Here is a 22,995-nt window from a genome sequence, read left to right on the forward strand (position 1 = left end):
CTGCTGCGCCAAGTCCCTTCTGGTCCGACAAGAGGTACGATGCCCGCAAAGTTTTGGGCTGACCAGATGGTGGCGGGAGTCATGGCACTCGACGAATTGCTGACCGACCGCGAAGCGGTGATCCAGCGACTCCGTGACGTAGGACTGCGCGTCACGGGCCCCCGCATGGAGGTGCTCCAGGTGCTCGCCGCAGGCGGACACCTGGATGTCGAGGCGATTACCGCCGCGGCCCGCGAAAGGCTGGGCACACTCACCAGCCAGGCCGTCTACGAAATGCTCCGGCATTTCCTGGAAACGGGCCTGGTCACGAAATTCGAGCGACCCGGATGGCCCGCCGTATTCGAAGTCATGGGCGAGCCGCATCAGCACGCCCTGTGTGTCGACTGCGGGCGGGTCGAGAATGTCGAGGCCAAGGCCCCGAGTCCGCCGAAGAAAGGCCTGACGGACTGGCGGATGACGAGTGCGGACATCGTGTTCAGGGGCCGCTGCCCCGAGTGCCGCACCGCCTGACACCTACCGCGCCGAAGGGCCCCGGGCCCCACCCCTGTCCGGGTGGGGCCCGGGGCCCTTCGGCGTGTGATTGCCCGTCTGATCAGGTCAGTTGAGCGGGAGGACCGGCTTCGGCGACGGGGCCGGCCAGACGTTGTCCTCGGCGGAGGACACCGTCGCGGATGCGACCGATGAGCTGTCCGCCGCGAAGGCCGCGGGAGCCGCGACGGCCGCACAGAGGGTCGCCGCGACCGCCAGCTGACGAACGACGGTGCGTATGCCGGTGGTGGGTGTGAAAGCAGACATGATTCCTCCAGGAAGAGAATGGATATTCCGTCTTCCCCTGACCCGTGCCGCCGGGTGCTGCGGTGAAGACAGTTGAATACTCCCCCGCCCGGGTGACGGACACCAGCGTTACGCGAGGCGTGGACTTGCCATGACGTAAGTGCGTCATCTGCGCCCGGGAGAAACGGAATTACATTCCCGCCACTACGTATTGGGGAACCCCGCTCTTTTGGTCAAACCAAAAGACGTGCTAGGCTGGCGCCTCGGCTCTCCTGCTCCTCCAGGACGGGGCGGCCGACGGGGCAGGGACGTGCCGCCGTGCCTGCCCCACCCTTCCTTCCCGCCCGAGGGGCCCGAGCCGCGCGCTCGTAGACGGCGAGCGTCTCGGCCGCCGCGGACTGCCAACTCAGGCCGCGCGCATGACGTACACCCGCCAGACCCAGCTGCGCACCGGCAGCGGGCCGCTGGGCGAACCACAGCAGCCGGCGCGCGTACGCCGCAGGGTCGTGGCCGTCGACCAGCAGGCCCGTGACCCCGTCCCGCACCGCCGTCGGCAGGCCGCCGACCGCGGCCGCGAGCACGGGTGTGCCGCAGGCCTGCGCCTCCAGGGCGACCAGGCCGAACGACTCGCTGCGGGAGGGCACCACCAGCACATCGGCCGCCCGGTACCAGTCCGCCAACTCCGTCTGAGGCTTGGCGGGTTCGAAGCGTACGGCGTCCAGCACGCCCAGCTCGGAGCAGAGCGCCGGCAGGCTCCCCGGCCGGTCGGCCCCGGGCCCGCTGAGACCACCGACCACCGGCACCACCAGCCGGCGGCGCAGCCCGGGTGCCATCCGCAGCAGCTCGGCGACCGCCCGCACCAGCACGTCGGGGGCCTTCAGTGGCTGGATCCGGCCGACGAAGAGCGGCACGAAGGCGTCCCGGGGAAGGCCCAGGCGGGCCCGCGCCGCCTGCCTGCCGTCGGCGGGGCAGAAGGTCAGGGTGTCCACGCCGGGACGCACCACGTCGGTACGGACCGGGGTCGCGCCGTACAGGCCACGGAGCGCGTTCGCCTCGTCGGCGGTGTTGGCGATCAACCGGTCGGCTCCGCCCACCACTTGTTCCTCACCGCGTATCCGCAGCTCCGGCTCGGGGACGTCCCCGGCGGCGAGCGCCGCGTTCTTCACCCGCGCGAGGGTGTGCATGGTGTGGACGAGCGGGATCCGCCAGTGCGCGGCGGCCAGCAGGCCGACCTGCCCGGAGAGCCAGTAGTGCGAGTGCAGCAGGTCGTACGGGCGGCCCGCGCGGCCGGACTCGGCGCGCAGCAGGGCGAGGGCGAACTCCACCAGCCGGCCCGGCATTTCCTCCTTGGGCAACGCCCGGCGCGGGCCCGCCCGCAGGTGCCGTACCCGGACTCCGGGGGCGAGCGGTACCTGGGGCGGGTGTCCCTCGCCCCGGCAGCGGGTGAACAGGTCGACCTCGGCGCCCAGTTCGGCCAGGGCGCGGGAGAGTTGGACCAAGTAGACGTTCATGCCGCCCGCATCGCCCGTACCGGGCTGATGGAGCGGCGAGGTGTGGACGCTGAGCAGGGCGACGCGCAGGGGCGAAGGCACGTGGGCTCTCCCGGGTGGGTGGGCCACGTGCCCCGCCGCGCGGGTATCCACTGCCGCGGGTACCGACGCCCGACCACGCGGCGGGTTCGTACGGATGGGTGGTGCGGGTCGGACGGGTGGTGCGGGCCGATGGGGTGGTGCGGGTATATGGGGAGTGCGGTTCGGGCGAGGGAGCGGGTGGACCCCCCGGGTGGGCGGGTCAGAAGCCGAAGACCGGGCCGGTGGGGGGCGCCAGCCGGGTGCCGGGTGCGGGCGCCCCGAGCGCGTCCAGGTCGACCGCCCGGCCTCGCGCGACGCCCAGCGCGTCCGCCAGCCGGTCCGCGCCCTCGGGCATCACCGGACCGGCCCAGGCAGCCAGGGCGCAAGCTACGGTCAACTGCGCGACCAGCGGCGGCAGATGGCGCCCGCTGCCGCCCGGACGGCGCCCCTCGTGACTGTTGACGTGGCCGAAGTCTGCCGTTGAGCGCACGACTTCGTCGAGTACCGCCACGGCCCGGCGCGGGTCGAAGGACTCGGGCCCGTACGCCTCGCGCAGTTCCTGCACGGCCCGCGCCAGCCTGCGCCGCTGCACCTCCCAGCCGGCGCCCCCGGGCAGGGCCGCCGGGACCAGACCGGCGCACTCCTCGCGCACGGCGGCGAACAGCCCCGACAGCCAGCTGTTCCAGGTGTCGTCCAGGACATGGCGGGCGACGGCGAGCCGGTCGCGGTCGAAGTCGGTGCTGCGGCCCTGCGGGCGCGCCCCGATGACGTGCCGGCGCACGGTGTCGGAGCCGTACTCGGTGAGCAGGTCCAGCGCCCACACGGCGTGCCGCTTGCCGTTGGTGACGCTCTCACCGCCGATCCGGTAGGACTCGTTGACACAGAAGTCCTGCGGCAGCTTCACGCCCCGCGCGAGGAGGATCGCGGGCAGCAGCACCGCGTGACAGAAGGCGTGTCCGAAGCCGCAGAAGTGCATGGTCTGCTCGGGCAGCGGCTTCTTGTCGAAGCCGTACCCGAAGAGGTGCATGGCGGCGGCCTCGAAGCAGGCGTCGATGCGGTGGCCGGGGAATCCGTTGCCGGACACGTCGGGCACCGGGACGCCCCAGTCGCCCGGGTGGCCCACCGCCACGTCGGGCAGCCCGTCCTCGACGAGGCTCTCGCACAACGCGGCGAGTCTCGGCGGCAGTTCGGCCGCCGCCCAGTGGTCGGCCAGCCGCTCCCTGAAGGGCTCAAGAGGCAGGTAGAGCCGCCGGCAGCGGCGCAGCCTCGGCACGGTCCCGCACAGCGCGCAGGTGGGCGCGATGAGGTCGCCACAGTCGTTGGGCCGGGCGCACTCGCGGCACATCCCGCCGTCGCTGACGGCGCCGCAGTGCGGGCAGCCGCCGGTGACGTGCGCGCCGTGCAGCCAGCGGTCGCAGGGCTCGCAGTGGGGCAGCAGACGGGTCCGGGCGGCGATGACCCCGTCGGCGTACAGGCGGCCGAAGAGGTCCTGCATCCAGCGGCTGTACCCGCGGTCGCGCCGGGGCCTCACGATGTGGTCGAACTCCACGCCGGAGCGCAGCCAGTCGGCGGCGATCGCCGCGTAGTAGCCCTCGGCGACCTCTTCGGGCTTGCGCCCGGCGCGCAGGGCCCGGAGTTCGACCGAGGTGGCGTGGTCGGCGGTGCCCGCGGTGAACAGGACGGGCTGCCCGTCGGCGCGCAGGAAACGGCTGAGCACGTCGGCGGCGACGTAGGGGCCTGCCAGATGACCGACGTGGAGCTCACCGTGGGTGGCGGGCGGGGTCGCGGTGATCCAGAGAGGTGTACTCATGGACGGACCTCCTTGACGCTGTTGTGCGGGGCTCAATCAGCGGGGCTCGAAGTGGAAGGAGCGGATGTAGCAGTCACGCGGCTGTTCGACGGCGTAGGCGATGCATTCGAAGAGCGCCTGGGTCGTGAGTTTCTCGTCGGGGCACGGTATTTCCCCGGTGTCCCTGCCTATGCCCTCCCATTCCGCGGAGCGCGGATCGGACGTGGCGAAGTCCGGCGGGAAGAGCGAGAAGACCCGGACGCCGGAGGGGCGCAGCCGGCGGGAGAGAATGTCGGCGAATCCGGCCTGGGCGCTCTTGGCCGCGTAGAAGGCCTCGTGCACGGCGGGCGCGCCACCGCCGCCCATTCCCTGGACCGCGACCATATTGACGATGTCGGGCCGCGAGGAGAGCCGCAGCAGAGGCAGGAAGTGCTTGACCATCAGCACGGTCCCGCCGGCCGTCGACTCGATCGTCTCGACGATCTGGGCGTCCGACGCCTCCTCCAGCTCCATCCCGTCCAGCCAGCGCGCACCATTGTTGACCAGCAGGTCCACCCGGTCGGTGTGCTCGCCGACCTGCCGGGCGAAGGCCCGTATCTCGGCCGGGTCGCTCAGGTCGCAGCCGAAGGCGTGGATACGGTCCCGGGCGGCCCCCAGCACTTCGGTGCGGGTCCGTTCCGCCGCTTCCACGGTACGGGCCGAGACATATACCTCGGCCCCCAGGTGGGCGAATCCGATGGCGAGTGCCCGGCCGAAATCACGGGACGCCCCGGTCATCACGACCCGTAGGTTCTCGAATTTCATCCTCTTCTACTCCCCGGTCAGGATCCGAAAGCGAGTGAATTCCAGCCGCGCCCAAGGGAATTACCGGCGGAAGGCTCCCCACCAGAGTGGCAGAGGAAGAACGGCGGAGCCCCGGAATCGAGGTGCGCATTCACGCCGTGACGTGGATACGCCACGGCAGCGCGACGGCCCGTTCGACGACGTGGGCGCGCTTGCCGTACACACTGACGCGGCGCAGCGCGGCGCCGTCGGCGGTGGGCGTGGCTGCGGCGACGACGGCGCCGCCGGGCGTTTCGATGTGCAGCGCTCCGGTCGCACAACCAGCTGTCCGCGCGAGCCTGTTGGGTAGGGTCCCGGGCACGGTGGTCGCCGCCGCGAGACATACGGCGCCGGTGAGGGCCAGTGCGGGGTGCCAGCCGGGGACGGTCGGCGCGCGCACCGCCAGCCGTCCGTCCCGGTACGCCCCGACGGCCGCGATCTTCGGCAGGGCGCCGCGCGGCGGATGCCCGAGCAGCCGGGCGGCGGCGGCGCGCAGCCGCAGCAGCCGCACGAAGTCCTCGGTCCCGGCGTCGAACAGCTCGTCGCGGCTCCGCAGTCCCAACTCCGCCGCGTCGACGAAGACATAGGGGTTGCCCAGGCTCACCACTGACACCGACGCCGGGTCCGCGCCGATCCGCTGGACCGGGGTGCCGGTCGGCAGCAGGCCGGCGAGCGGCAGCGCGGGCGACCGGTCGAAGTGGACGGTGTACGAACCGTCTGCGGCGGGTTCGCACACGACGGTGTCCCCGCCGTTGCCCGTGTTCGCCACCCGCACCCGGGTCGCCCCGACGCCGCGCCGCGCGCCGACGACGCAGGCGAGCACCGAGTGCCCGCAGCCGCTGCGGAAGTCGAAGCCGCCGTCGGGCAGGCACTGCACGAAGCGGTAGTCGAGGTCGTGGGCGGGGTCGGCGGAAGTCCCGTACAGGGCGATCTTCCGGATCGCGCCGCGTCCGCTGCTCTCCAGCCACTGGCGCACGGCGGTCAGCTCGGCGCGCAGGGCGAGTGCCCCGGCGGGGAGGTGGTCGCGGTTGATGACGAGGGTGGGTCCGGGCGCACCCTCGGCCCGTACGACGTCGGCCCGCACGAGACCCGCCCGTGCGACACCGGCCCGCACAGGGCCCTGCCGTCCCACACGGGCCCGCACCGCACCGGCCCGCACCGCGTCCGCCCGCGCCGCATCGGCGATCACGCGGCGACGCGCACCGGCACGGATCCGGCGGCCGGCTGCCCTCTCCACAGCTCATGGACCAGCAGCGCCCACACGGCGAGCGCAGTGGTGTCCGTGGGCCGGGCGGCCTGTCGCGCCAGCAGCGCCTGGACGCGGTCCGCCCGCAACCGGCCGTCGTGGTGGACGCGGCCCGGGGACAGGGTGTCGCGGGCCAGCTCCATCAGCGGGCTGCCCGCGGTGAGCATCGCGCCGAGCGGCAGGGTGAACGGCTGCTTGGGGCGGCGCAGTACCGCTTCGGGTACCAGGCCGCGGCCCGCCGCGTACAGCGCGCGCTTGCCGGTCCTCGCCGCGGCCGGCAGCCGCCCGGCGAGTGCGGCCATCGCGGGCTGGCAGAACGGCATCCGGGCCTCGACCGCCCACGCCATGCTCAGGTGGTCGACGCGCCGCAGGTGGTACGCGGGCAACCGGTGGCGGGTCTCGAAGCCGGTGACCGTGTCGATCCGGGCGGTCGGCGCGGCCCGGAGGTCCGCCGCGATCCGCTCGCTGTCGGAGCCGCGGTCGGCGATGAGCGCCCGGTACGCCGGGGTGTAGAGCCACTCCCGCAGCGGGCGCGGCACGGCGGCGAGTGCCTCGACGTACGGGCTCACCCAGTCCGCGCCGGGCGGTGCGGCCAGCGCGGCGCGCACCCGGTCGTATCCGCCGAACAGCTCGTCCGCGCCGTCCCCCGTCAGCGCCACCGTGAAGCCGGCCTCGCGGACGGCGCGGAAGAGGGCGTACGTAGAGAGGGTGATCGGGTCGGCGTTGGGCTGGCCGAGGTGCTGGACGGCGCGCGGTAGCAGCTCCGCGAACTCGGCCGGATCCAGCTCGACCTGGTGATGGACGGTGCCGGCCCGCCGGGCCACGGCGCGGGCGTACCCGTGCTCGGCTCCCGGCCAGCGCCCCCGGTAGGTGAGGTGGAAGCTGTGCGGCGGGGGCGCGCCGACGGCCCGTGCGTGCTCGGCGGCCAGCGCGGTGACCAGCCCGGAGTCCAGGCCTCCGCTGGTGATGGCGCACAGCGGCACATCGGCGCGGGCGAGCCGCCGCACTTCGCGCCGTAGGACGGTGCGGGCGTCACCGCGCGGGGCGGGCGCCCTGGGCGTACGCCGGTGGACCCTCAGCCCGTACGCCCCGGTGGCCACCGCCGTGACACCGGGCGGCAGCGTCCGCACGCCGCGCAGGGCGGTGGCCTCGCCGAGCGGGGTCCTGGTCGCCAGGACGCTGTCGAGGGCCTCTTCGCGCGGGTCGGCGGGCACGTCACGGAAGGCGAGCAGCGCGGGCAGCTCGGAGGCGAACCGCACTCCGCCACCGCTTCCACTTCCGCCGCTTCCGGAGTGGTAGTAGATGCCCTTCATCCCCATGTCGTCGACGGCCAGGACCAGTTGGGGCGGCCCTCCGGGGCGCACATCGACGACGGCGACGGCGAACATGCCGTCCAGCTGCGCGGCGAAGTCGGCGCCGTACTCGGCGTACAGCGCGGGCAGCACCTGGCCGTCGCAGGCGCCCGGTATGCGGTGCCCGCGCGCGGCCATGCGGCGGCGCAGCTCGTGGTGGTTGTAGATCTCGCCGTTGAGTACGACGAGGACTCCGGGCACCGAGGCGAGCCGGTAGGGCTGGCGGCCGTGCGCCGGGTCGGTGACGGCGAGCCGGTCGCACCCCAGCGACCAGCCGGGGCCGACCAGCGTGCCGTGCTCGTCGGGCCCGCCGTGCCGCTGTCGCGCCGAGACCTCCGCCAGTTCGGGGCGGGTCACCCGGGTGGCGAAGGAGCCGAAGATTCTGCACATGACGGAAGCCTCCGATTCCTACCATTACTGGACGGGCCCAATAATTTGAAGCTACCAATTATTTTGCTGGCGCGTAAGTGCCATGTCCAGATCACGCCACCGCCACCGTCTTGCCGACGGGCTCCCGAGCCCAACAGGCTGTCCCCATGACCGACTTCGCGACCGCACCGGCGACCGCCCCAGGGACCGGCCGAGCAGACCGCAGCGCGCCGGAAAGCCTGCTGGTGGTGGCCGCGCACCCGGACGACATCGAGTTCTGCGTCAGCGGCACGGTGATGAACTGGATCGCGCGCGGCACGTCAGTGACGTACTGCATCGTCACGGACGGCGGTGCGGGCGGATACGACGAGAAACTGCCCCGGCAGGCCATGGCGGATCTGCGCCGCGCCGAGCAGACGCACTCCGCGAAGCTCAGCGGGGTGCGGGACGTGCGCTTCCTCGGCCACCCCGACAGCTTCGTCGAGCCGAGCGTGGAGCTGCGGCGCGACCTGTGCCGGGTGATCCGGCAGGTACGACCGCAGCGGGCGATCATCCCCAGCCCGGAGATCAACTGGGGGCGCCTCGCGGACCTCCACCCGGACCACCGCGCGGTCGGCGACGCGGCGCTCCGGGCGGTCTACCCGGAGGCCCGCAACCCCTTCGCGCACCCCGAACTCCTCAAGCAGGAGGGCCTGGAGCCGTGGATCGTGCCGGAGCTGTGGCTGATGACTGGCCCGACGCCGAACCAGTACGTGGACGTCACGGCGGTCTTCGCCCGCAAGGTCGAAGCACTGCGCCTGCACACGTCCCAGACGGCCCACTTCGACGACCTGGCAGGCCTGTTGCGGAAGTGGCTGGCGGAGCACGGGAGGGCGGCGGGGTTGCCCGCCGGGCGGTTGGCAGAGGCGTTCCAGATCGTGGACGGCGGGTAGGGGCGGCGGGTCACGTGGGTGGTGGCCGCATGGGTGGTGGCCGCGCGGGTGGTGGTCGCATGGGCGTGGGTTGCTGCGGCGCTGTTCCGCTGCCTGCCCCTTCCCGCACCGGGGATCCGCCCCCGAACCCCGGTCCCCCGAAGGGTGTCCCGGAGTCCGGGGGCTCGCCCCTGCTCACCGATAGATGAGCAGCTCCTGCTCCGTCGCCCCGCTCAACCGGTAACGGGTGGCGACGAGCGGGCGGCCGGCATAGATGCGGATCAAGGTCGCCGCGTCGCCGTGGAAGCGGGCGGCCGGGCGGCCGTCGGCGGCGTTGCCCAGGATCAGCGGCTCCGGGCGGCCCGTGAGCGTGGCGTGCAGCAGCGGCGTATCGCGTCTGCGGCTTGCCCTGGCGAGGAGCGGCAGGGCGTACGTCGTGCCGTCACCGGCGTACGCACCGGGCCGGCCGCACGCCTCGCGCACATCGCCCGCGTGTACCCACTCCCCGAGCGCGACCGTGTCCAGCTCGCCGTCGCCCGCCGCGATCACCGGGCCCGCCTCGGTGAAGCCGCGCTCCAGCTCGTCCAGGATCCGCGACAGCGGCCAGTGTTCGCGTTGCGCGACATCGGCGGCATTGGCCTCCGGCAGAAAGACGCCCTCTTCGAGGCGGCCATCGACGATACGGACCAGCGCCGCCCCGCAGTGGGCGAGGACCTGGCGCACGGTCCAGCCGGGGCAGGCCGTGCGGAGTTCGAAGCACTCGGGCGGCAGCGCCCGCAACAGGGGCAGCAGGGCGTCGCGCTCGGTGCGCAGGAGCCGGCCGGGCAGCTCCGGGTCACGGATGTCGGACATGGCTCGCCCTCAGTACCGGTAGTGCTCGGGCTTGTACGGGCCCTCCTCGGGGACACCGATGTACGCGGCCTGCTCGGGACGCAGCTTCGTCAACCGCACCCCCAGCGCCCCGAGATGGAGCCGGGCGACCTTCTCGTCGAGGTGCTTGGGCAGCACGTAGACATCCGTCGGGTAGTCCTGCGGCTTCGTGTACAGCTCGATCTGCGCGATGGTCTGGTTCGCGAAGGAGTTGGACATCACGAACGACGGGTGGCCGGTCGCGTTGCCCAGGTTCAGCAGTCGGCCCTCGGACAGGACGATGACCGTCCGGCCGTCCGGGAAGGTCCAGGTGTGGACCTGGGGCTTGACCTCGTCCTTGACGACGCCGGGGATGGCCGCGAGACCGGCCATGTCGATCTCGTTGTCGAAGTGACCGATGTTCCCGACGATCGCCTGGTGCTTCATCCTGGCGATGTCGGCGGCGAGGATGATGTCCTTGTTGCCGGTGGTGGTGATGAAGATGTCCGCCGTGGTGACGACCTCGTCGAGGGTGGTCACCTGGTAGCCGTCCATCGCGGCCTGGAGTGCGCAGATCGGGTCGATCTCGGTGATGATCACGCGGGCGCCCTGGCCGCGCAGCGACTCCGCGCACCCCTTGCCCACATCGCCGTAACCACAGACGACCGCGACCTTGCCACCGATCAGAACATCGGTGGCCCGGTTGATGCCGTCGATCAACGAGTGCCGGCAGCCGTACTTGTTGTCGAACTTCGACTTCGTCACCGCGTCGTTCACATTGATCGCCGGGAACAGCAGCGCGCCGTCACGGTGCATGGCGACCAGCCGGTGCACGCCCGTCGTGGTCTCCTCGGTCACGCCCCGCACCTCGGCGGCCATTTCGGTCCAGCGGCGCGGCGTCTCCCGCAGCGTGCGGCCCAGCAGTTCGAGCACCACGCGGAACTCGGTGGACTCGGCCGTGGACGGGTCGGGCACCGCCCCCGTCTTCTCGTACTCCACACCCCGGTGGATGAGCAGGGTGGCGTCGCCGCCGTCGTCCAGGATCATGTTGGGGCCCGGGTGGTTCTCCCAGGTCAGTGCCTGTTCCGTGCACCACCAGTACTCGTCGTACGTCTCGCCCTTCCAGGCGAAGACCGGGATGCCCGCGACCGCGATCGCCGCCGCCGCGTGGTCCTGGGTGGAGAAGATGTTGCAGGAGGCCCAGCGGACCTCCGCGCCGAGCGCCACCAGCGTCTCGATCAGCACGGCCGTCTGCACCGTCATGTGCAGCGAGCCGGTGACGCGGGCCCCGGCGAGCGGCCTGGCGGCGGCGTATTCGCGGCGGATCGACATCAGGCCGGGCATCTCGTGCTCGGCGAGGGTGATCTCCTTGCGCCCGAAGGCGGCGAGGGAGAGGTCCGCGACCTTGAAGTCCGTGAACTCAGACGGCATGAGCGCTCCTAGCGTCTCTGGAGGGGTGGGTGTGCTGGATGTCGCGGTGGATTTCGAGGGCGGCCGTGGACCGGTTGAGGGTGATGTAGTGCAGTCCTGGCGCCCCTTCGTCGAGGAGGCGGCGGCCCATCGCGGTCGCGTGCTCGACGCCGATGCGGTACGAGGCCGAGGGGTCGTCCCGGGCCGCCTCCAGCCGGTGCGCCAGGTCCTCGGGGAACGCCGCGTCGCTGAGCTCCGCGAAGCGGCGGATCTGGCGTACGTCGGTGGCCGGCATGATCTCCGGGACGACGGGGGTGTCGCAGCCGGCCGCCACCAGCCGGTCCCGGAGGCGGAGGTAGTCGTCCGCGTCGAAGAACATCTGGGTGATGGCGTAGTCCGCACCGGCCCGGCACTTGGCGATGAAGTGCGCGAGGTCGCTCTCCGGGGAGAGCGAGCGTGTGTGCCCTTCCGGGAAGGCGGCGACGCCGACGCTGAAGTCGCCCAGGCTGCGGACGAGTTCGACGAGCTCGAAGGCGTACGTGAAGCCCCGCGGATGCGGGGTCCAGGGCCCGCGCGGGTCGCCCGGCGGGTCCCCGCGCAGGACGAGGACGTCCCGGATCCCGGCGTCCGCGTACTGCCCGATGATCGCGCGCAGCTCGGCCACCGAGTGGCCGACGGCGGTGAGGTGGGCGACGGGCCGCAGTGTCGTCTCGGCGGCGATCCGCCGGGTGACGGCGACCGTGCGGTCCCTGGACGAGCCGCCCGCGCCGTACGTCACGGAGACGAAGTCGGGCGCGAGGGGCTCGACACGGCGGATCGCCTCCCACAGGGCGCGCTCGCCCGCCCGCGTCTTCGGTGGGAAGAACTCGAAGGAGAAGCTCATCCTGGCCCCCCGCCGGCCTTGAAGTAGCTCGCTTCCGGGTGGTGCACGACGATCGCGTCGGTGGACTGCTCGGGGTGCAGCTGGAACTCCTCGGAGAGGTGTACGCCGATCCGCTCGGGCTTCAGCAGGTCGGCGATCTTGGCGCGGTCCTCCAGGTCGGGGCAGGCCGGGTAGCCGAGGGAGTAGCGGCAGCCCTGGTACTCGGTGCGCAGCATCCCGTCGAGGGAGTCGGGCTCGCGGCCCGCGATGCCGAGTTCGGCCCGTACGCGCCCGTGCCAGTACTCGGCGAGGGCCTCGGCCAACTGCACGGACAGGCCGTGCAGTTCGAGGTAGTCGCGGTAGGAGTCGGCGGCGAACAGTTCGGCGGTCGCCTCCCCGATCCTGTTTCCCACGGTGACGATCTGCAGCCCCACCACGTCCGTCTCCCCCGACTCCTCCGGCCGGAAGAAGTCGGCCAGGCACAGGTGCCGGTCGCGCTGCTGGCGCGGGAAGGTGAAGCGGGTGCGCTCGCTGCCCCGCTCGTCCAGGATGATCAGGTCGTCGCCCTTGGACACGCAGGGGAAGTAGCCGTGCACGACCGCCGCTTCGAGGAGCCCGTCGGTCTGGAGGCGGTCCATCCACTGCCGCAGCCGGGGCCGGCCCTCGGTCTCGACCAGCTCTTCGTACGAAGGGCCGCTCCCGCGGCCCGACTTGAGGCCCCACTGCCCCATGAAGGTGGCCCGTTCGTCGAGCCAGGTCGCGTAGTCGGCGAGCTGGATGCCCTTGACGACCCGGGTGCCCCAGAACGGCGGTGTCGGGACGGCGGTGTCGGTGGCGACGTCGGAACGTGCGGGCCCCTCGGCCGGGGCAGGGGTCGCGGCGGCGGGGCGGGCAACGACTCTGCGCTGCTTGAGTGGGGGAAGGGTCGCGCCGGGGACGCCGCGTTTGACCGCGATGAGCGCGTCCATCAGGCGCAGGCCTTCGAAGGCGTCGCGTGCGTAGCGGACTTCGCCCTCGTAGATCTCGTGCAGGTCCTGCTCGACATAGGCCCGGGTGAGTGCGGCGCCGCCGAGGATCACCGGGAAATCGGCTGCCATCTTGCGCTGGTTGAGCTCCTGGAGGTTCTCCTTCATGATCACTGTGGACTTGACCAGCAGCCCCGACATGCCGATGACATCGGCGCGGTGTTCCTCGGCGGCCTCCAGGATCGCGGAGACGGGCTGCTTGATCCCGAGGTTGACGACGTTGTAGCCGTTGTTCGACAAAATGATGTCGACCAGGTTCTTGCCGATGTCATGGACGTCACCGCGCACGGTGGCCAGCACGATGGTGCCCTTGCCGTCGTCGTCGGTCTTCTCCATGTGCGGCTCCAGATGCGCCACCGCGGTCTTCATCACCTCGGCGGACTGGAGCACGAACGGCAGCTGCATCTGACCGGAGCCGAACAGCTCACCGACCGTCTTCATGCCCTCAAGCAGCGTCTCGTTGACGATCTCCAACGCCGGACGGCTCTCCAGCGCCTCGTCGAGATCCGCCTCCAGGCCCTTCTTCTCCCCGTCGATGATCCGCCGCTGCAGACGCTCACCCAACGGCAGCGCGAGCAGCTCCTCGGCCTTGCCCTCCTTCATCGACTTCGTGTCGACACCGTCGAAGAGTTCGAGGAAACGGGACAGCGGGTCGTACCCCTCGCTGCGGCGGTCGTAAATCAGATCCAGGGCGACGGAGACCTGCTCCTCGCCCAGCCGGGCGAGCGGCAGGATCTTCGACGCGTGCACGATCGCCGAGTCCAGTCCCGCCTTCACACACTCGTCCAGGAACACCGAGTTGAGGACAACGCGCGCCGCCGGGTTCAGGCCGAAGGAGATGTTGGACAGGCCCAGTGTGGTCTGCACATCGGGGCGGCGGCGCTTCAGCTCCCGAATCGCCTCGATCGTCGCGATGCCGTCCTTGCGGGACTCCTCCTGCCCGGTGCAGATGGTGAAGGTGAGGGCGTCGATGAGGATGTCCGATTCATGGACCCCCCAGTTGTCCGTCAGGTCCGTGATCAGCCGTTCGGCGATCCCCACTTTCGTTTCGACGGTACGGGCCTGCCCGGCCTCGTCGATGGTCAGTGCGATCAGCGCGGCGCCGTGTTCCGTCGCGAGTGCGGTGACCTTCGCGAAGCGCGATTCGGGGCCGTCGCCGTCCTCGTAGTTGACCGAGTTGATGACGGCCCGCCCACCGAGCTTCTCCAACCCGGCCCGCAGTACGTCGACTTCGGTGGAGTCGAGCACGATGGGCAGGGTGGAGGCGGTGGCGAACCGGCCGGCCAGCTCCCGCATGTCCGCGACCCCGTCACGGCCGACGTAGTCCACACACAGGTCGAGCATGTGCGCGCCCTCACGGATCTGGTCACGGACCATCTCCACACAGTCGTCCCAGCGGGCCTCCAGCATCGCCTCACGGAACTTCTTCGACCCATTGGCGTTCGTACGCTCCCCGATCGCCAGGAACGAAGTGTCCTGCCGGAAGGGAACGGCCTGGTACAGCGAAGCGGCTCCCGGCTCGGGACGCGGCTCGCGCGCGGTCAGCGGCACCCCGCGCACCCGCTCGACGACCTGGCGCAGGTGCTCGGGCGTCGTACCGCAGCAGCCACCGACCAGCGAAAGTCCGTAGTCGCGTACGAAGCCCTCCTGCGCGTCGGCCAACTCCCCTGCCGAGAGCGGATAGTGGGCCCCGTTCGACCCCAGCACGGGCAGCCCCGCGTTCGGCATGCAGGAGAGGGGGACGCGTGAGTGCCTCGCCAGATGGCGCAGGTGCTCGCTCATCTCGGCCGGGCCCGTCGCGCAGTTCAGCCCGATCATGTCGATGCCCAGAGGTTCCAGGGCGGTGAGGGCGGCGCCGATCTCCGAACCAAGGAGCATCGTGCCCGTCGCCTCCACGGTCACCGAGCAGATCAGCGGGAGGCTGACACCCGCGACCTCCATCGCGCGCCGGGCGCCAATGATCGCGGACTTCGTCTGGAGCAGGTCCTGCGTCGTCTCCACCAGCAGCGCGTCCGCGCCACCGGCGATCATCCCCTCGGCGTTCTGCTGATACGCGTCCCGCAACGTCACATACGGGGCATGCCCCAGCGTCGGCAGCTTCGTCCCCGGACCCATCGAACCCAGCACCCAACGCTGCTGCCCGGTCGACACCGTGAACTCGTCCGCCACCTCACGCGCGATCCGCGCCCCCGCCTCCGACAGCTCGAAGACCCGCTCCGCGATGTCGTACTCGGCCAACGCCGCGTAATTCGTCCCGAAGGTATTCGTCTCCACACAGTCCACACCGACCGCGAAATACTCCTCATGCACCGAACGCACAATGTCCGGCCGGGTGACATTCAGGATCTCGTTACAGCCCTCCAGCTGCTCGAAGTCCTCCATGGTCGGATCCTGCGCCTGCAACATCGTCCCCATCGCACCATCCGCCACCACCACACGCGAGGCAAGCGCAGCACGCAGGAGCTCGATCCGCCGGGCGCTCACGACAGTTCCCGCAGATGCGGTACGACACGGGCCACGGACTCGGGGCCGTACGCCGTCCTGATCCTCGCGAGGAGCGAGCCCCGGTACAGGCGGTACTCCTGGGTCCCCACGTAGTCCAGTACGGTCGCGGCCACCGCGCAGCCCAGCTGCGCCGCGCACACCTCCGGCAGGCCCCACGCCGTCCCGGCGAGGAAGCCGGCGCGGAAGCCGTCGCCGACCCCGGTCGGGTCGACGACCCCCGTCACCGGCACCGCGGGGACCACGATCGTGGGGCGTCCGGCGCGCCTGATCCGTACCCCGTCCTCGCCGTGGGTGGTGATCCAGCTCCCGACACGGCGCAGCACCTCGTCCTCGGTCAGGCCGGTCCGCTCCAGGAGCAGGGCCGTCTCGTAGGCGTTGGTGAAGAGCCTGCGGGCGCCGTCCACCAGTTCCAGTACGTCCTCGCGCGCCAGCCGGGCCAGTTGCTGCGAGGGGTCGGCGGCGAACGGGATGCCCAGGCCGCGGCAGGTGCGGGTGTGCCGGAGCATGGCCGCCGGGTCGTCCGGGGAGACCATCACCAGGTCGAGCCGGCCGCCGCGGGTGATCACGTCGCACAGGTCGATCTCGCGCGCCTCGGCCATGGCGCCGGCGTAGAAGGTGGCGATCTGGTTCTGTCTGCGGTCGGTCGTGCAGACGTACCGGGCGGTGTGCCGGGTGTCGCTGACCCGCACCGATTCGGTGTCGACGCCGTGTTCCTTGAGGTGCACGCGGTAGGGCTCGAAGTCGGCCCCGACCGCGCCCACCAGTACCGGGCGCAGCCCGAGCAGCCCCAGGCCGAAGGAGATGTTCGCTGCCACGCCCCCGCGTCGTATGTCGAGGTCGTCGGCGAGGAACGACAGGGAGACCCGGTCCAGCCGGTCGGCCAGCAGCTGGTCGGTGATGGACCCGGGGAAGGTCATCAGGTGGTCGGTGGCGATGGAGCCCGTGACAGCGATACGCATCTCATACCCCTGCGGAGTGACGCAGCGCATCGACGCGGTCGGTGCGCTCCCAGGTGAATTCGGGCAGTTCACGGCCGAAGTGGCCGTACGCGGAGGTGGCGGCGTACACCGGCCGCAGCAGGTCCAGGTCGCGGATGATGGCGGCCGGACGCAGGTCGAAGACCTCGGTGATGGCGGACTGGATCCGCTCGACGGGCACGCTCTCGGTGCCGTACGTCTCCACGAACAGGCCGACGGGCTCGGCCTTGCCGATCGCGTACGCCACCTGCACCTCGCAGCGGCGGGCGAGACCGGCGGCGACGACGTTCTTCGCCACCCACCGCATCGCGTACGCGGCGCTGCGGTCCACCTTGGAGGGGTCCTTGCCGGAGAAGGCGCCGCCGCCGTGCCGGGCCATGCCCCCGTACGTGTCGATGATGATCTTGCGCCCGGTGAGGCCCGCGTCGCCCATCGGGCCACCGACCTCGAAGCGTCCGGTCGGGTTGACGAGCAGCCGGTAGCCGTCGCACTCCAGGTTCACCCCCTGCTCGGCGAGTGCCTTGAGCACCGGCTCGACCACGAACTCCCGGATGTCCGGGGCCAGTAGCGACTCCAGGCTGATGTCGGCGGCGTGCTGCGTGGAGACCACGACGGTGTCGAGACGGGCCGGGTGCTCACCGTCGTATTCGATGGTGACCTGCGTCTTGCCGTCCGGCCGCAGGTACGGCACGGTGCCGTCCTTGCGGACGTCGGTGAGGCGGCGGGCGAGACGGTGCGCCAGCTGGATGGGCAGCGGCATGAGCTCGGGGGTGTCGTCGCAGGCGTAGCCGAACATCAGGCCCTGGTCGCCCGCGCCCTGGAGGTCGAGCGCGTCGCCCGACTTGCCCGCCGCGTCCACACCCTGTGCGATGTCGGGCGACTGCGCGCCGATCGCGACGGAGACGCCGCAGGACGCGCCGTCGAAGCCCTTCGTCGATGAGTCGTAGCCGATGTCGAGTATCGCTTCGCGCACCAGCGAGGCGATCGGCGCGTACGCCCGGGTGGTGACCTCGCCGGCGATCTGCACCAGACCGGTGGTGATCAGGGTCTCGACGGCGACTCTGGCGTGCGGGTCCTGGGTGAGGAGCGCGTCGAGGATCGTGTCGCTGATCCGGTCGGCGATCTTGTCGGGGTGTCCCTCGGTGACCGACTCCGAGGTGAAGAGCCGACGCGTCATGTCACTTCACCTCCGCACAGAAGAAGTTGCTCTCGATGGCGCCGAGGGTGCGGATCGCGTCGACTTCGAGTGTCTCCATCTCGATGGACCGGCCGCTGAGCTGTTCCAGCAGGAAGACGAACTCGACGAAGGACAGCGAGTCGATCAGCCGGTTCTCGATGAGGTCGAGGTCGGTGGCGATGTCCTCGCGGTCGGTGTGCCGCTTGAGGATCCAGTCCTTGATCTGCTGCAGGCCGTCGGACATGGGTGGTCTCCTAACAGTGCTGTGTACGAGGGGGATGTGGAGCGGGCTTCGGACGGCGCTCCGCGCGAGAACGCCTCGAAGGGGCGGCGAGTGGGTGGTGGGCTCGGGACGGGACCCGGGGCCCGTGGTGTCGCCGGTGATGGGCGCGGCCACCGCCACCGCGTACTCCACGTCATGGCTGATGCTCACGGTGATCCCGGTGATGCCGGAATCGGCCGCCATGACGGCTGCCGAGCGGCGCAGTTCGACCAGCGGCCAGCCGCCGTCGGCGCGACGGATGACGATGTCCAGCCAGGGCAGGAACCGGTTGCGCACCCGCAGGGTCTTGAACGCCGCTTCCTTGGCGGCGATGCGACCGCAGAGGCCGAGTACGTCGAGCCCGGTGGAGGTGCGGCAGTCGGCGAGTTCGCCGGGGCCCAGCATCCGGGTGAAGAACTCCTCGCCGTGCTCGGCGAGCAGCTTGCGGACGCGGTGGGCGGACACGATGTCCATACCGAGGTTCGCCCAGCCCAGGCCGCCCGCTGAGGGCGCCACAGGACGGGCCGGCATGTCAGACCACCGGCCTGGCCGGCCCGCCGTGCGACGCCCGTGCGGACGTGCTGGTGGTGTCCGTGGCGGAGATCGCCTTCAGGACCGCGTGGGTCGCGGCGTCCCAGCCACCGTGCCGCCGGGTGAGGGCCGAGAGCCAGCGCTCCAGGCCGAAGGCGACGCAGCTGGTGAACGCGGGGCCGCCGGTGGAGGCGAGCGAGATGTTGCACCGGTCACCGAAGAAGTTCCGGTGGGTGTTGACCGACGCGATGGCCAGGTCCTCGTAGAGGAACTCGTGCTTCACCGGCGAGAGGCGCTGGAGGACCGCCTTGGAACCTCCCTTGTCGAAGAACGGGTCGCTGGCCGCCTCCTTGCGCAGCGGCAGGTCCAGGGCGCGGGCGAACGCGGTGATGCGGTCGGTGAAGGCGCACAGGTGTTCCTCGGCGTGCTCGCGGCTGCCGATGGCCACGATCTCCCGCATACGGAAGCCGAGTTGGCGGCGCAGGCCCTCGTACACGCGCTCCTTGCGGAAGCACCAGCCGACGACCGTCACCAGGGTGGTGTCCTGCACCTGCCGGCCCTCGTGGTCGAGGTAGACGGCGTAACAGGACGCGGACGGCAGGCCGAGCGCGGCGGGTTGCAGGGCGTCGCACGGGAAGCAGCCGGTCTCGCCGCAGAAGGTCGAGTCCTCGCGGCGGTCCATGTCGAGGGGGGCCGCGACGACGGCCTGGTGCGGGAAGTTCTCGTAGTAGTCGAGCCGCGCCAGGTCCGCGGCCGGCAGGAGCGGTGGCATGGTCATCGGGCTCGCGCCCGCCGCCACGCCCCAGCTCTCGAAGGTGTCGTCGAGCAGCCGGAGCAGGGCGGTGCCCTCGGGGCCGAGGGACGGGAGCCCGGACTGCTCGCCGGGTGAGCCGGATGTCGGGCCGGTCGTGATGGTCGGTGTCACGTACATGAGCCACCTCTCAGTGGGAGGCCGGGTCGGAGCGGAAGGGGCGGTGGTCAGATGAGCGGGAGCACGTCGTCGGAGAAGATGCCGGTCTTGAGGAAGAAGGCGAGCGGCTTGCGGATCGCCCTGCGCTCGTGCGGGCGGCGCAGCTCGTCGGCGACCAGCGCGTTGCGCAGGGCCAGCGGGTCCTTGATGCCGGCGTCGCGGTAGACGTGCGGGTTGTAGAGGGAGTTGACGCTGAAGACGACGTACCGCTTGAGATACGCCTCGACCTCGCGCAGCCGGTCCTCGCTGACGGTCTCGACCATCCGGGTGTGCAGCAGCGACACGAGTTCGCGGCCGAAGGCGATGTGCCGGGACTCGTCCTGGTGGTGGATGCGGTTGACCTGGCGGATGGTGTCGCAGAGCGTCTCGTCCTGCGCCATCCGCATGTTGTAGTAGTCGACGAGCTCCTCGAAGAAGAGGATCCGGGCGAAGACGAGGAAGTTCTCGACCTCGAACTCCCAGGCGGAGTCGGCCCGCATGGCCGTGGATCCGTAGATCTTGTTGCCGTAGCGGCGGCAGAACTCGGCGAAGAACCACATGTGTTCGTTCTCTTCGCCGATGAAGTGGTGGAAGAAGTCCGAGGGGACTTCGAAGCCGGGCATGTGGATCCGGCCGACGACCTCGATGAGCAGCTCGCGGATGCCGTGCACATTGAGGCTGTAGAAGTTGATGCTCTCCCACTTGGAGAGCCGCTGGAGGGCCTCCTCGCCGAGCTCGTCGAAGTGGGCCGTCCCGTACGGGGTGAGCAGTTCGGGGCTCATCCACATCCGGTTGTCTTCGAGCTTCTCGGGCCAGTCGAACTGCTGGTACGGGTTGTAGTAGTCCTCGACGGACTTCGCGCTGAGCCGGGTGAGAACTTCCTCGAAGCGGTCGCTTCTGGGCAGGGCGGAGGTGGCCATGGGGTCTCCTGGCGAGTGGGTGCGGAAGCGGGTGCGCGGTCGGCGCGTGATGCGCGGGCGTGCGTACGGTCAGGACGTGCGTGCCGTCAGGGCCTGACCTCGTACACGGCGTTGACCGGCGTCTCGGTGGCCCGCCGCCAGCGGGTGAAGCCGGCCTCCTCGGCGATGGCGCCGAAGGCCTTCTCGCCCGAGTGGTTGCCGAGGGCGTGCGGTCCGCGCTGGGCGACGGCGACCGGCAGGCACATCACGGCCGACAGGCTCATGAACATCTGCGCGGCCGGGGTGCCGGCCTCCACGTCCTGCGGGGAGACGTTCGACTCGACGAGCATCCAGGTGCCGTCGGCGTCCAGCGACTTGTGGACGTGCTGGGCGGCGGCGACCGGATCGCCCATGTCGTGCAGGCAGTTGAAGAAGGTGACGAGGTCGTAGCCGGAGCCGGGGTAGTCGTCGGCGGACGCGGTGTCGAAGACCACCCGGTCGCTGAGCCCCGCCTCCTCGGCGAGCTGGCGGGCGATGGCGATGGCTTCCTCGGAGTAGTCGAAGCCGTGCACGGTCGCCTCGGGGAAGGCACGGGCGATGAGGAGGGTGGTGTGTCCGACGCCGCAGCCGACGTCGGCGACGGTGCCGCCGGCCTTCAGCTTGTCGGTCACCCCGTGCAGGGCGGGCAGCCAGTCGGGGATGAGTTTGTGCTGGTAGGTGGGCTCGAAAAAGCTGCCCATGCCGGTGTCGAGCGCCGCGTCGTGCTCGGCCCAGCCAACGCCGTCGCCGGTCCGGTAGGCGTCGACCAGCAGGTCCTCGGTGGCGTACAGCGCCTTGAGCGCCGTGAAGAACCCTGCCGCGTAGGTCACGGCGGCCGGGTCGGCGAGGACGGGCGCGTGGGCGGCGGGCAGCGTGTACGTCCCGGCGCTGGGGTGCCGCTCGACGTACTGGGCGCTGAGCTGGGCGTGCAGCCACTCCTCGGCGTACCGGGCGGTGATGCCCGTACGTGCGGCCAGGTCGGCCGGGGTGAGCGGGCCGTGCTCGGCGAGCGCCCGGTAGAGGCCGAGGCGCTCGCCCAGCGCGACGGTCAGGCCGCGCACGGCGGCGGCGGCGTCGCCGATGACGCGCTGATGAAAGTCGGTGGTCCCGGTCATCGGGTGTCCCCTTCCGCGGCCGGCACATCACAGGTGAACAGGAACGACCTCGGTACTCTCGGTACCTCGCGCGCCGCGACCTGGTAGGGCCAGCGCCCGAAGTCCGCGCCCTCCTCGCCCGGCTGCTTCACCTCGCGCACGTCCCAGCCGCACTCGGTCAGCAGCTCCTCGGGGCTCTCCGTCCCGAACAGCCACGGATTGCCGTCCTCCTTGAGGCAGTTGAGGAACGGCCGGGACAGCGGGTTGGTCAGCGCCGACCTGCTGATGACGTCCCCGACCAGGACGGAGCCGGGGGCGCTGTGCGCCGAGAGGGTTGAGATCAGGGTGCGTACGGCGTCCTCGGGCAGGAAGAACAGCAGCCCTTCCACCACCCACAGGACGGGCTCGTCGGAGCGCCAGCCGGCTTCCTTCAGCGGGCCGGTCCAGTCCTGGGTGAGGTCGACGGGCACGGTACGCCGCTCACGCCCGGCCGGCTGCGGCTCGCCGACGAGCATCGTGGCCTTGGCGTCGAGGAGCGCGGGCCGGTCGAGCTCGTACACGGTGACGCCGTCCGGCCACGGCAGCCGGTAGAAGCGGGTGTCCATGCCGGCGGCGAGGAACACGACCTGGCGGATGGATCGCTCCTCGACCGTGCGCACGATCGCCCGGTCCAGGTAGGTGGTCCGGATCGCGAGGAACGGCACGGTGCCGGCCCCCGCGTAGCGCTCCAGGAGCTCGAAGCCGATGCCGTCGGCGACGGTGCGCGCGTACGGGTCGGCGAACAGCCGGTCCTCACGCTCGGTCTCCAGGGCCCGCGCGGCGGCGGTCCACTGGGCGGTGCGGGATACGGCCTCCACGGGAGGTCCCCCTTCACTTCGGATGATTCGGTGCGGACGATTCGCCGCGGTGCTTCGCCGCGGGTACTGCGGGTGGTGCGGACGGCCGTGTCCGGGCGGTCAGCGCCGCACGCACGGGACCGGGTCCTCCGCCGCGGACATCGACGCGGGGAAGGCGGCGGAGGAGTCGGCGGGACGCCGCCGGAAGATGCTGTGCAGGATCATGCTGAACACGACCGTCCCGTCCGCGGCGACCAGCTGGCAGCGGGGCCGCACGATGCCGGTGGCGGGGTTGCCGAACGAGGGTGACCCACCGAGGATTTCGACCCTCGCGGTGAGCACGTCCCCGGGGCGTACGGGCCGGTGATAGCGGATCTCGTCGACGCCCGGCGAGCCCGTACAGGAGCTGTAGGCGAGCATGCCGTCGACGTAGCGCCGCATGAACATCGACGCGGTGTGCCAGCCACTGGCGATCAGTCCGCCGAAGGGCGTCTGCGCGGCCAGTCGCGGATCGGTGTGGAAGGGCTGCGGGTCGAAGCGCCGGCCGAAGTCGAGCACCTCTTCCTCGCTCACGGTCACGGTGCCCAGTTCATGGACGTCACCGGTACGGAAGTCCTCGAAGTAGCGCATCGCGCCCCCTTGGGCTCAGGAGTTGTTTTCCCTAGCTCCACCAATGTACGAATCAACCATTTATTTTGTCAACCCAAATCTAGCACTCCGTCAGCCGGTTTCCGCGACCCATGCCG

The 22,995-nt window shown here is 71.0% G+C and carries 20 protein-coding genes; 2 read left to right on the forward strand and 18 right to left on the reverse strand.

Annotated elements, in window-relative coordinates; all coding sequences use genetic code 11:
- The first annotated feature begins 39 nt into the window (after positions 1-39).
- The gene (locus ACLLJJ_RS15440) at positions 40-510 is read left to right on the forward strand and encodes a Fur family transcriptional regulator (RefSeq protein ID WP_434591268.1); all 471 of its coding nucleotides are present in this window, start codon (positions 40-42) and stop codon (positions 508-510) included.
- Positions 511-597: 87 nt separating this feature from the next.
- Here ACLLJJ_RS15440 and ACLLJJ_RS15445 read toward each other — a convergent pair whose 3' ends face one another.
- From ACLLJJ_RS15445 to asnB, 6 genes are all read right to left on the reverse strand, one after another.
- Entirely contained in the window at positions 598-795 is a 198-nt protein-coding gene (locus tag ACLLJJ_RS15445) for a hypothetical protein (RefSeq protein ID WP_434591271.1), read from the reverse strand.
- 212 nt (positions 796-1,007) lie between these two features.
- Positions 1,008-2,417, reverse strand: a complete 1,410-nt coding sequence (gene mshA, locus ACLLJJ_RS15450) for a D-inositol-3-phosphate glycosyltransferase (RefSeq protein WP_434591274.1) — start codon at positions 2,415-2,417, stop codon at positions 1,008-1,010.
- A 148-nt stretch (positions 2,418-2,565) separates the two neighbouring features.
- Positions 2,566-4,155, reverse strand: a complete 1,590-nt coding sequence (locus ACLLJJ_RS15455; protein WP_434591276.1) for a class I tRNA ligase family protein — start codon at positions 4,153-4,155, stop codon at positions 2,566-2,568.
- A 36-nt stretch (positions 4,156-4,191) separates the two neighbouring features.
- Complete coding sequence (locus ACLLJJ_RS15460) at positions 4,192-4,938, reverse strand: SDR family oxidoreductase (protein WP_434591279.1); 747 nt, start codon at positions 4,936-4,938, stop codon at positions 4,192-4,194.
- A 130-nt stretch (positions 4,939-5,068) separates the two neighbouring features.
- Entirely contained in the window at positions 5,069-6,145 is a 1,077-nt protein-coding gene (locus tag ACLLJJ_RS15465; protein WP_434591282.1) for a PrpF domain-containing protein, read from the reverse strand.
- Positions 6,142-7,944 (reverse strand): asparagine synthase (glutamine-hydrolyzing), encoded by a 1,803-nt coding sequence (gene asnB, locus ACLLJJ_RS15470; protein WP_434591284.1) that lies wholly within the window; start codon positions 7,942-7,944, stop codon positions 6,142-6,144. The genes ACLLJJ_RS15465 and asnB overlap by 4 nt, the downstream gene beginning before the upstream one ends.
- A 146-nt stretch (positions 7,945-8,090) precedes the next feature.
- On the opposite strand from asnB, the gene ACLLJJ_RS15475 reads away from it, so the two are divergent.
- The gene (locus ACLLJJ_RS15475) at positions 8,091-8,855 is read left to right on the forward strand and encodes a PIG-L deacetylase family protein (protein ID WP_434591286.1); all 765 of its coding nucleotides are present in this window, start codon (positions 8,091-8,093) and stop codon (positions 8,853-8,855) included.
- Between the two features lie 174 nt (positions 8,856-9,029).
- Here ACLLJJ_RS15475 and ACLLJJ_RS15480 read toward each other — a convergent pair whose 3' ends face one another.
- From ACLLJJ_RS15480 to ACLLJJ_RS15535, 12 genes are all read right to left on the reverse strand, one after another.
- Complete coding sequence (locus ACLLJJ_RS15480) at positions 9,030-9,686, reverse strand: maleylpyruvate isomerase family mycothiol-dependent enzyme (protein WP_434591288.1); 657 nt, start codon at positions 9,684-9,686, stop codon at positions 9,030-9,032.
- A gap of 9 nt (positions 9,687-9,695) precedes the next feature.
- The gene (gene ahcY / locus ACLLJJ_RS15485; protein WP_434591291.1) at positions 9,696-11,114 is read right to left on the reverse strand and encodes an adenosylhomocysteinase; all 1,419 of its coding nucleotides are present in this window, start codon (positions 11,112-11,114) and stop codon (positions 9,696-9,698) included.
- A complete protein-coding gene (gene metF, locus ACLLJJ_RS15490; protein ID WP_434591293.1) occupies positions 11,104-11,976 on the reverse strand; it encodes a methylenetetrahydrofolate reductase [NAD(P)H] in 873 nt (290 codons plus the stop codon). The genes ahcY and metF overlap by 11 nt, the downstream gene beginning before the upstream one ends.
- Positions 11,973-15,464, reverse strand: coding sequence for a methionine synthase (metH, locus tag ACLLJJ_RS15495; RefSeq protein WP_434591296.1), 3,492 nt, complete (start codon positions 15,462-15,464; stop codon positions 11,973-11,975). Before metH ends, metF begins: the two co-directional genes overlap by 4 nt.
- Positions 15,461-16,444 (reverse strand): carbohydrate kinase family protein, encoded by a 984-nt coding sequence (locus ACLLJJ_RS15500; protein WP_434591299.1) that lies wholly within the window; start codon positions 16,442-16,444, stop codon positions 15,461-15,463. The genes metH and ACLLJJ_RS15500 overlap by 4 nt, the downstream gene beginning before the upstream one ends.
- Before the next feature lies 1 nt (position 16,445).
- Positions 16,446-17,639, reverse strand: coding sequence for a methionine adenosyltransferase (gene metK, locus ACLLJJ_RS15505; RefSeq protein WP_283520735.1), 1,194 nt, complete (start codon positions 17,637-17,639; stop codon positions 16,446-16,448).
- 1 nt (position 17,640) lies between these two features.
- Entirely contained in the window at positions 17,641-18,432 is a 792-nt protein-coding gene (locus tag ACLLJJ_RS15510) for a 4'-phosphopantetheinyl transferase superfamily protein (RefSeq protein WP_434591302.1), read from the reverse strand.
- Between the two features lies 1 nt (position 18,433).
- The gene (locus tag ACLLJJ_RS15515; RefSeq protein ID WP_434591305.1) at positions 18,434-19,357 is read right to left on the reverse strand and encodes a hypothetical protein; all 924 of its coding nucleotides are present in this window, start codon (positions 19,355-19,357) and stop codon (positions 18,434-18,436) included.
- A 53-nt stretch (positions 19,358-19,410) separates the two neighbouring features.
- Positions 19,411-20,301: a diiron oxygenase gene (locus tag ACLLJJ_RS15520; protein WP_283520738.1), complete on the reverse strand. Its 891-nt coding sequence runs from the start codon at positions 20,299-20,301 to the stop codon at positions 19,411-19,413.
- A gap of 86 nt (positions 20,302-20,387) precedes the next feature.
- The gene (locus ACLLJJ_RS15525) at positions 20,388-21,434 is read right to left on the reverse strand and encodes a class I SAM-dependent methyltransferase (RefSeq protein ID WP_283520739.1); all 1,047 of its coding nucleotides are present in this window, start codon (positions 21,432-21,434) and stop codon (positions 20,388-20,390) included.
- Positions 21,431-22,270 (reverse strand): class I SAM-dependent methyltransferase, encoded by an 840-nt coding sequence (locus ACLLJJ_RS15530; RefSeq protein ID WP_434591309.1) that lies wholly within the window; start codon positions 22,268-22,270, stop codon positions 21,431-21,433. The genes ACLLJJ_RS15525 and ACLLJJ_RS15530 overlap by 4 nt, the downstream gene beginning before the upstream one ends.
- Before the next feature lie 99 nt (positions 22,271-22,369).
- Entirely contained in the window at positions 22,370-22,879 is a 510-nt protein-coding gene (locus ACLLJJ_RS15535; protein WP_434591312.1) for a MaoC family dehydratase, read from the reverse strand.
- Positions 22,880-22,995 lie beyond the last annotated feature (116 nt).

Origin of the sequence: Streptomyces sp. A5-4, assembly GCF_051131715.1 — a bacterium.
Taxonomy (GTDB): Bacteria; Actinomycetota; Actinomycetes; order Streptomycetales; family Streptomycetaceae; genus Streptomyces.

Excerpts from the sequence above, each read along its gene's own strand:
- ACLLJJ_RS15455 (WP_434591276.1), bottom strand. The coding sequence starts at position 4,155 with ATGAGTACACCTCTCTGGATCACCGCGACCCCGCCCGCCACCCACGGT.
- ACLLJJ_RS15510 (WP_434591302.1), bottom strand. The coding sequence starts at position 18,432 with ATGCCGGCCCGTCCTGTGGCGCCCTCAGCGGGCGGCCTGGGCTGGGCG.
- metF (WP_434591293.1), bottom strand. The coding sequence starts at position 11,976 with ATGAGCTTCTCCTTCGAGTTCTTCCCACCGAAGACGCGGGCGGGCGAG.
- ACLLJJ_RS15520 (WP_283520738.1), bottom strand. The coding sequence starts at position 20,301 with ATGGCCACCTCCGCCCTGCCCAGAAGCGACCGCTTCGAGGAAGTTCTC.
- ACLLJJ_RS15475 (WP_434591286.1), top strand. The coding sequence starts at position 8,091 with ATGACCGACTTCGCGACCGCACCGGCGACCGCCCCAGGGACCGGCCGA.
- metK (WP_283520735.1), bottom strand. The coding sequence starts at position 17,639 with ATGACGCGTCGGCTCTTCACCTCGGAGTCGGTCACCGAGGGACACCCC.
- ahcY (WP_434591291.1), bottom strand. The coding sequence starts at position 11,114 with ATGCCGTCTGAGTTCACGGACTTCAAGGTCGCGGACCTCTCCCTCGCC.
- ACLLJJ_RS15480 (WP_434591288.1), bottom strand. The coding sequence starts at position 9,686 with ATGTCCGACATCCGTGACCCGGAGCTGCCCGGCCGGCTCCTGCGCACC.
- ACLLJJ_RS15535 (WP_434591312.1), bottom strand. The coding sequence starts at position 22,879 with ATGCGCTACTTCGAGGACTTCCGTACCGGTGACGTCCATGAACTGGGC.
- ACLLJJ_RS15440 (WP_434591268.1), top strand. The coding sequence starts at position 40 with ATGCCCGCAAAGTTTTGGGCTGACCAGATGGTGGCGGGAGTCATGGCA.
- ACLLJJ_RS15500 (WP_434591299.1), bottom strand. The coding sequence starts at position 16,444 with ATGCGTATCGCTGTCACGGGCTCCATCGCCACCGACCACCTGATGACC.
- ACLLJJ_RS15525 (WP_283520739.1), bottom strand. The coding sequence starts at position 21,434 with ATGACCGGGACCACCGACTTTCATCAGCGCGTCATCGGCGACGCCGCC.
- asnB (WP_434591284.1), bottom strand. The coding sequence starts at position 7,944 with ATGTGCAGAATCTTCGGCTCCTTCGCCACCCGGGTGACCCGCCCCGAA.
- ACLLJJ_RS15445 (WP_434591271.1), bottom strand. The coding sequence starts at position 795 with ATGTCTGCTTTCACACCCACCACCGGCATACGCACCGTCGTTCGTCAG.
- ACLLJJ_RS15460 (WP_434591279.1), bottom strand. The coding sequence starts at position 4,938 with ATGAAATTCGAGAACCTACGGGTCGTGATGACCGGGGCGTCCCGTGAT.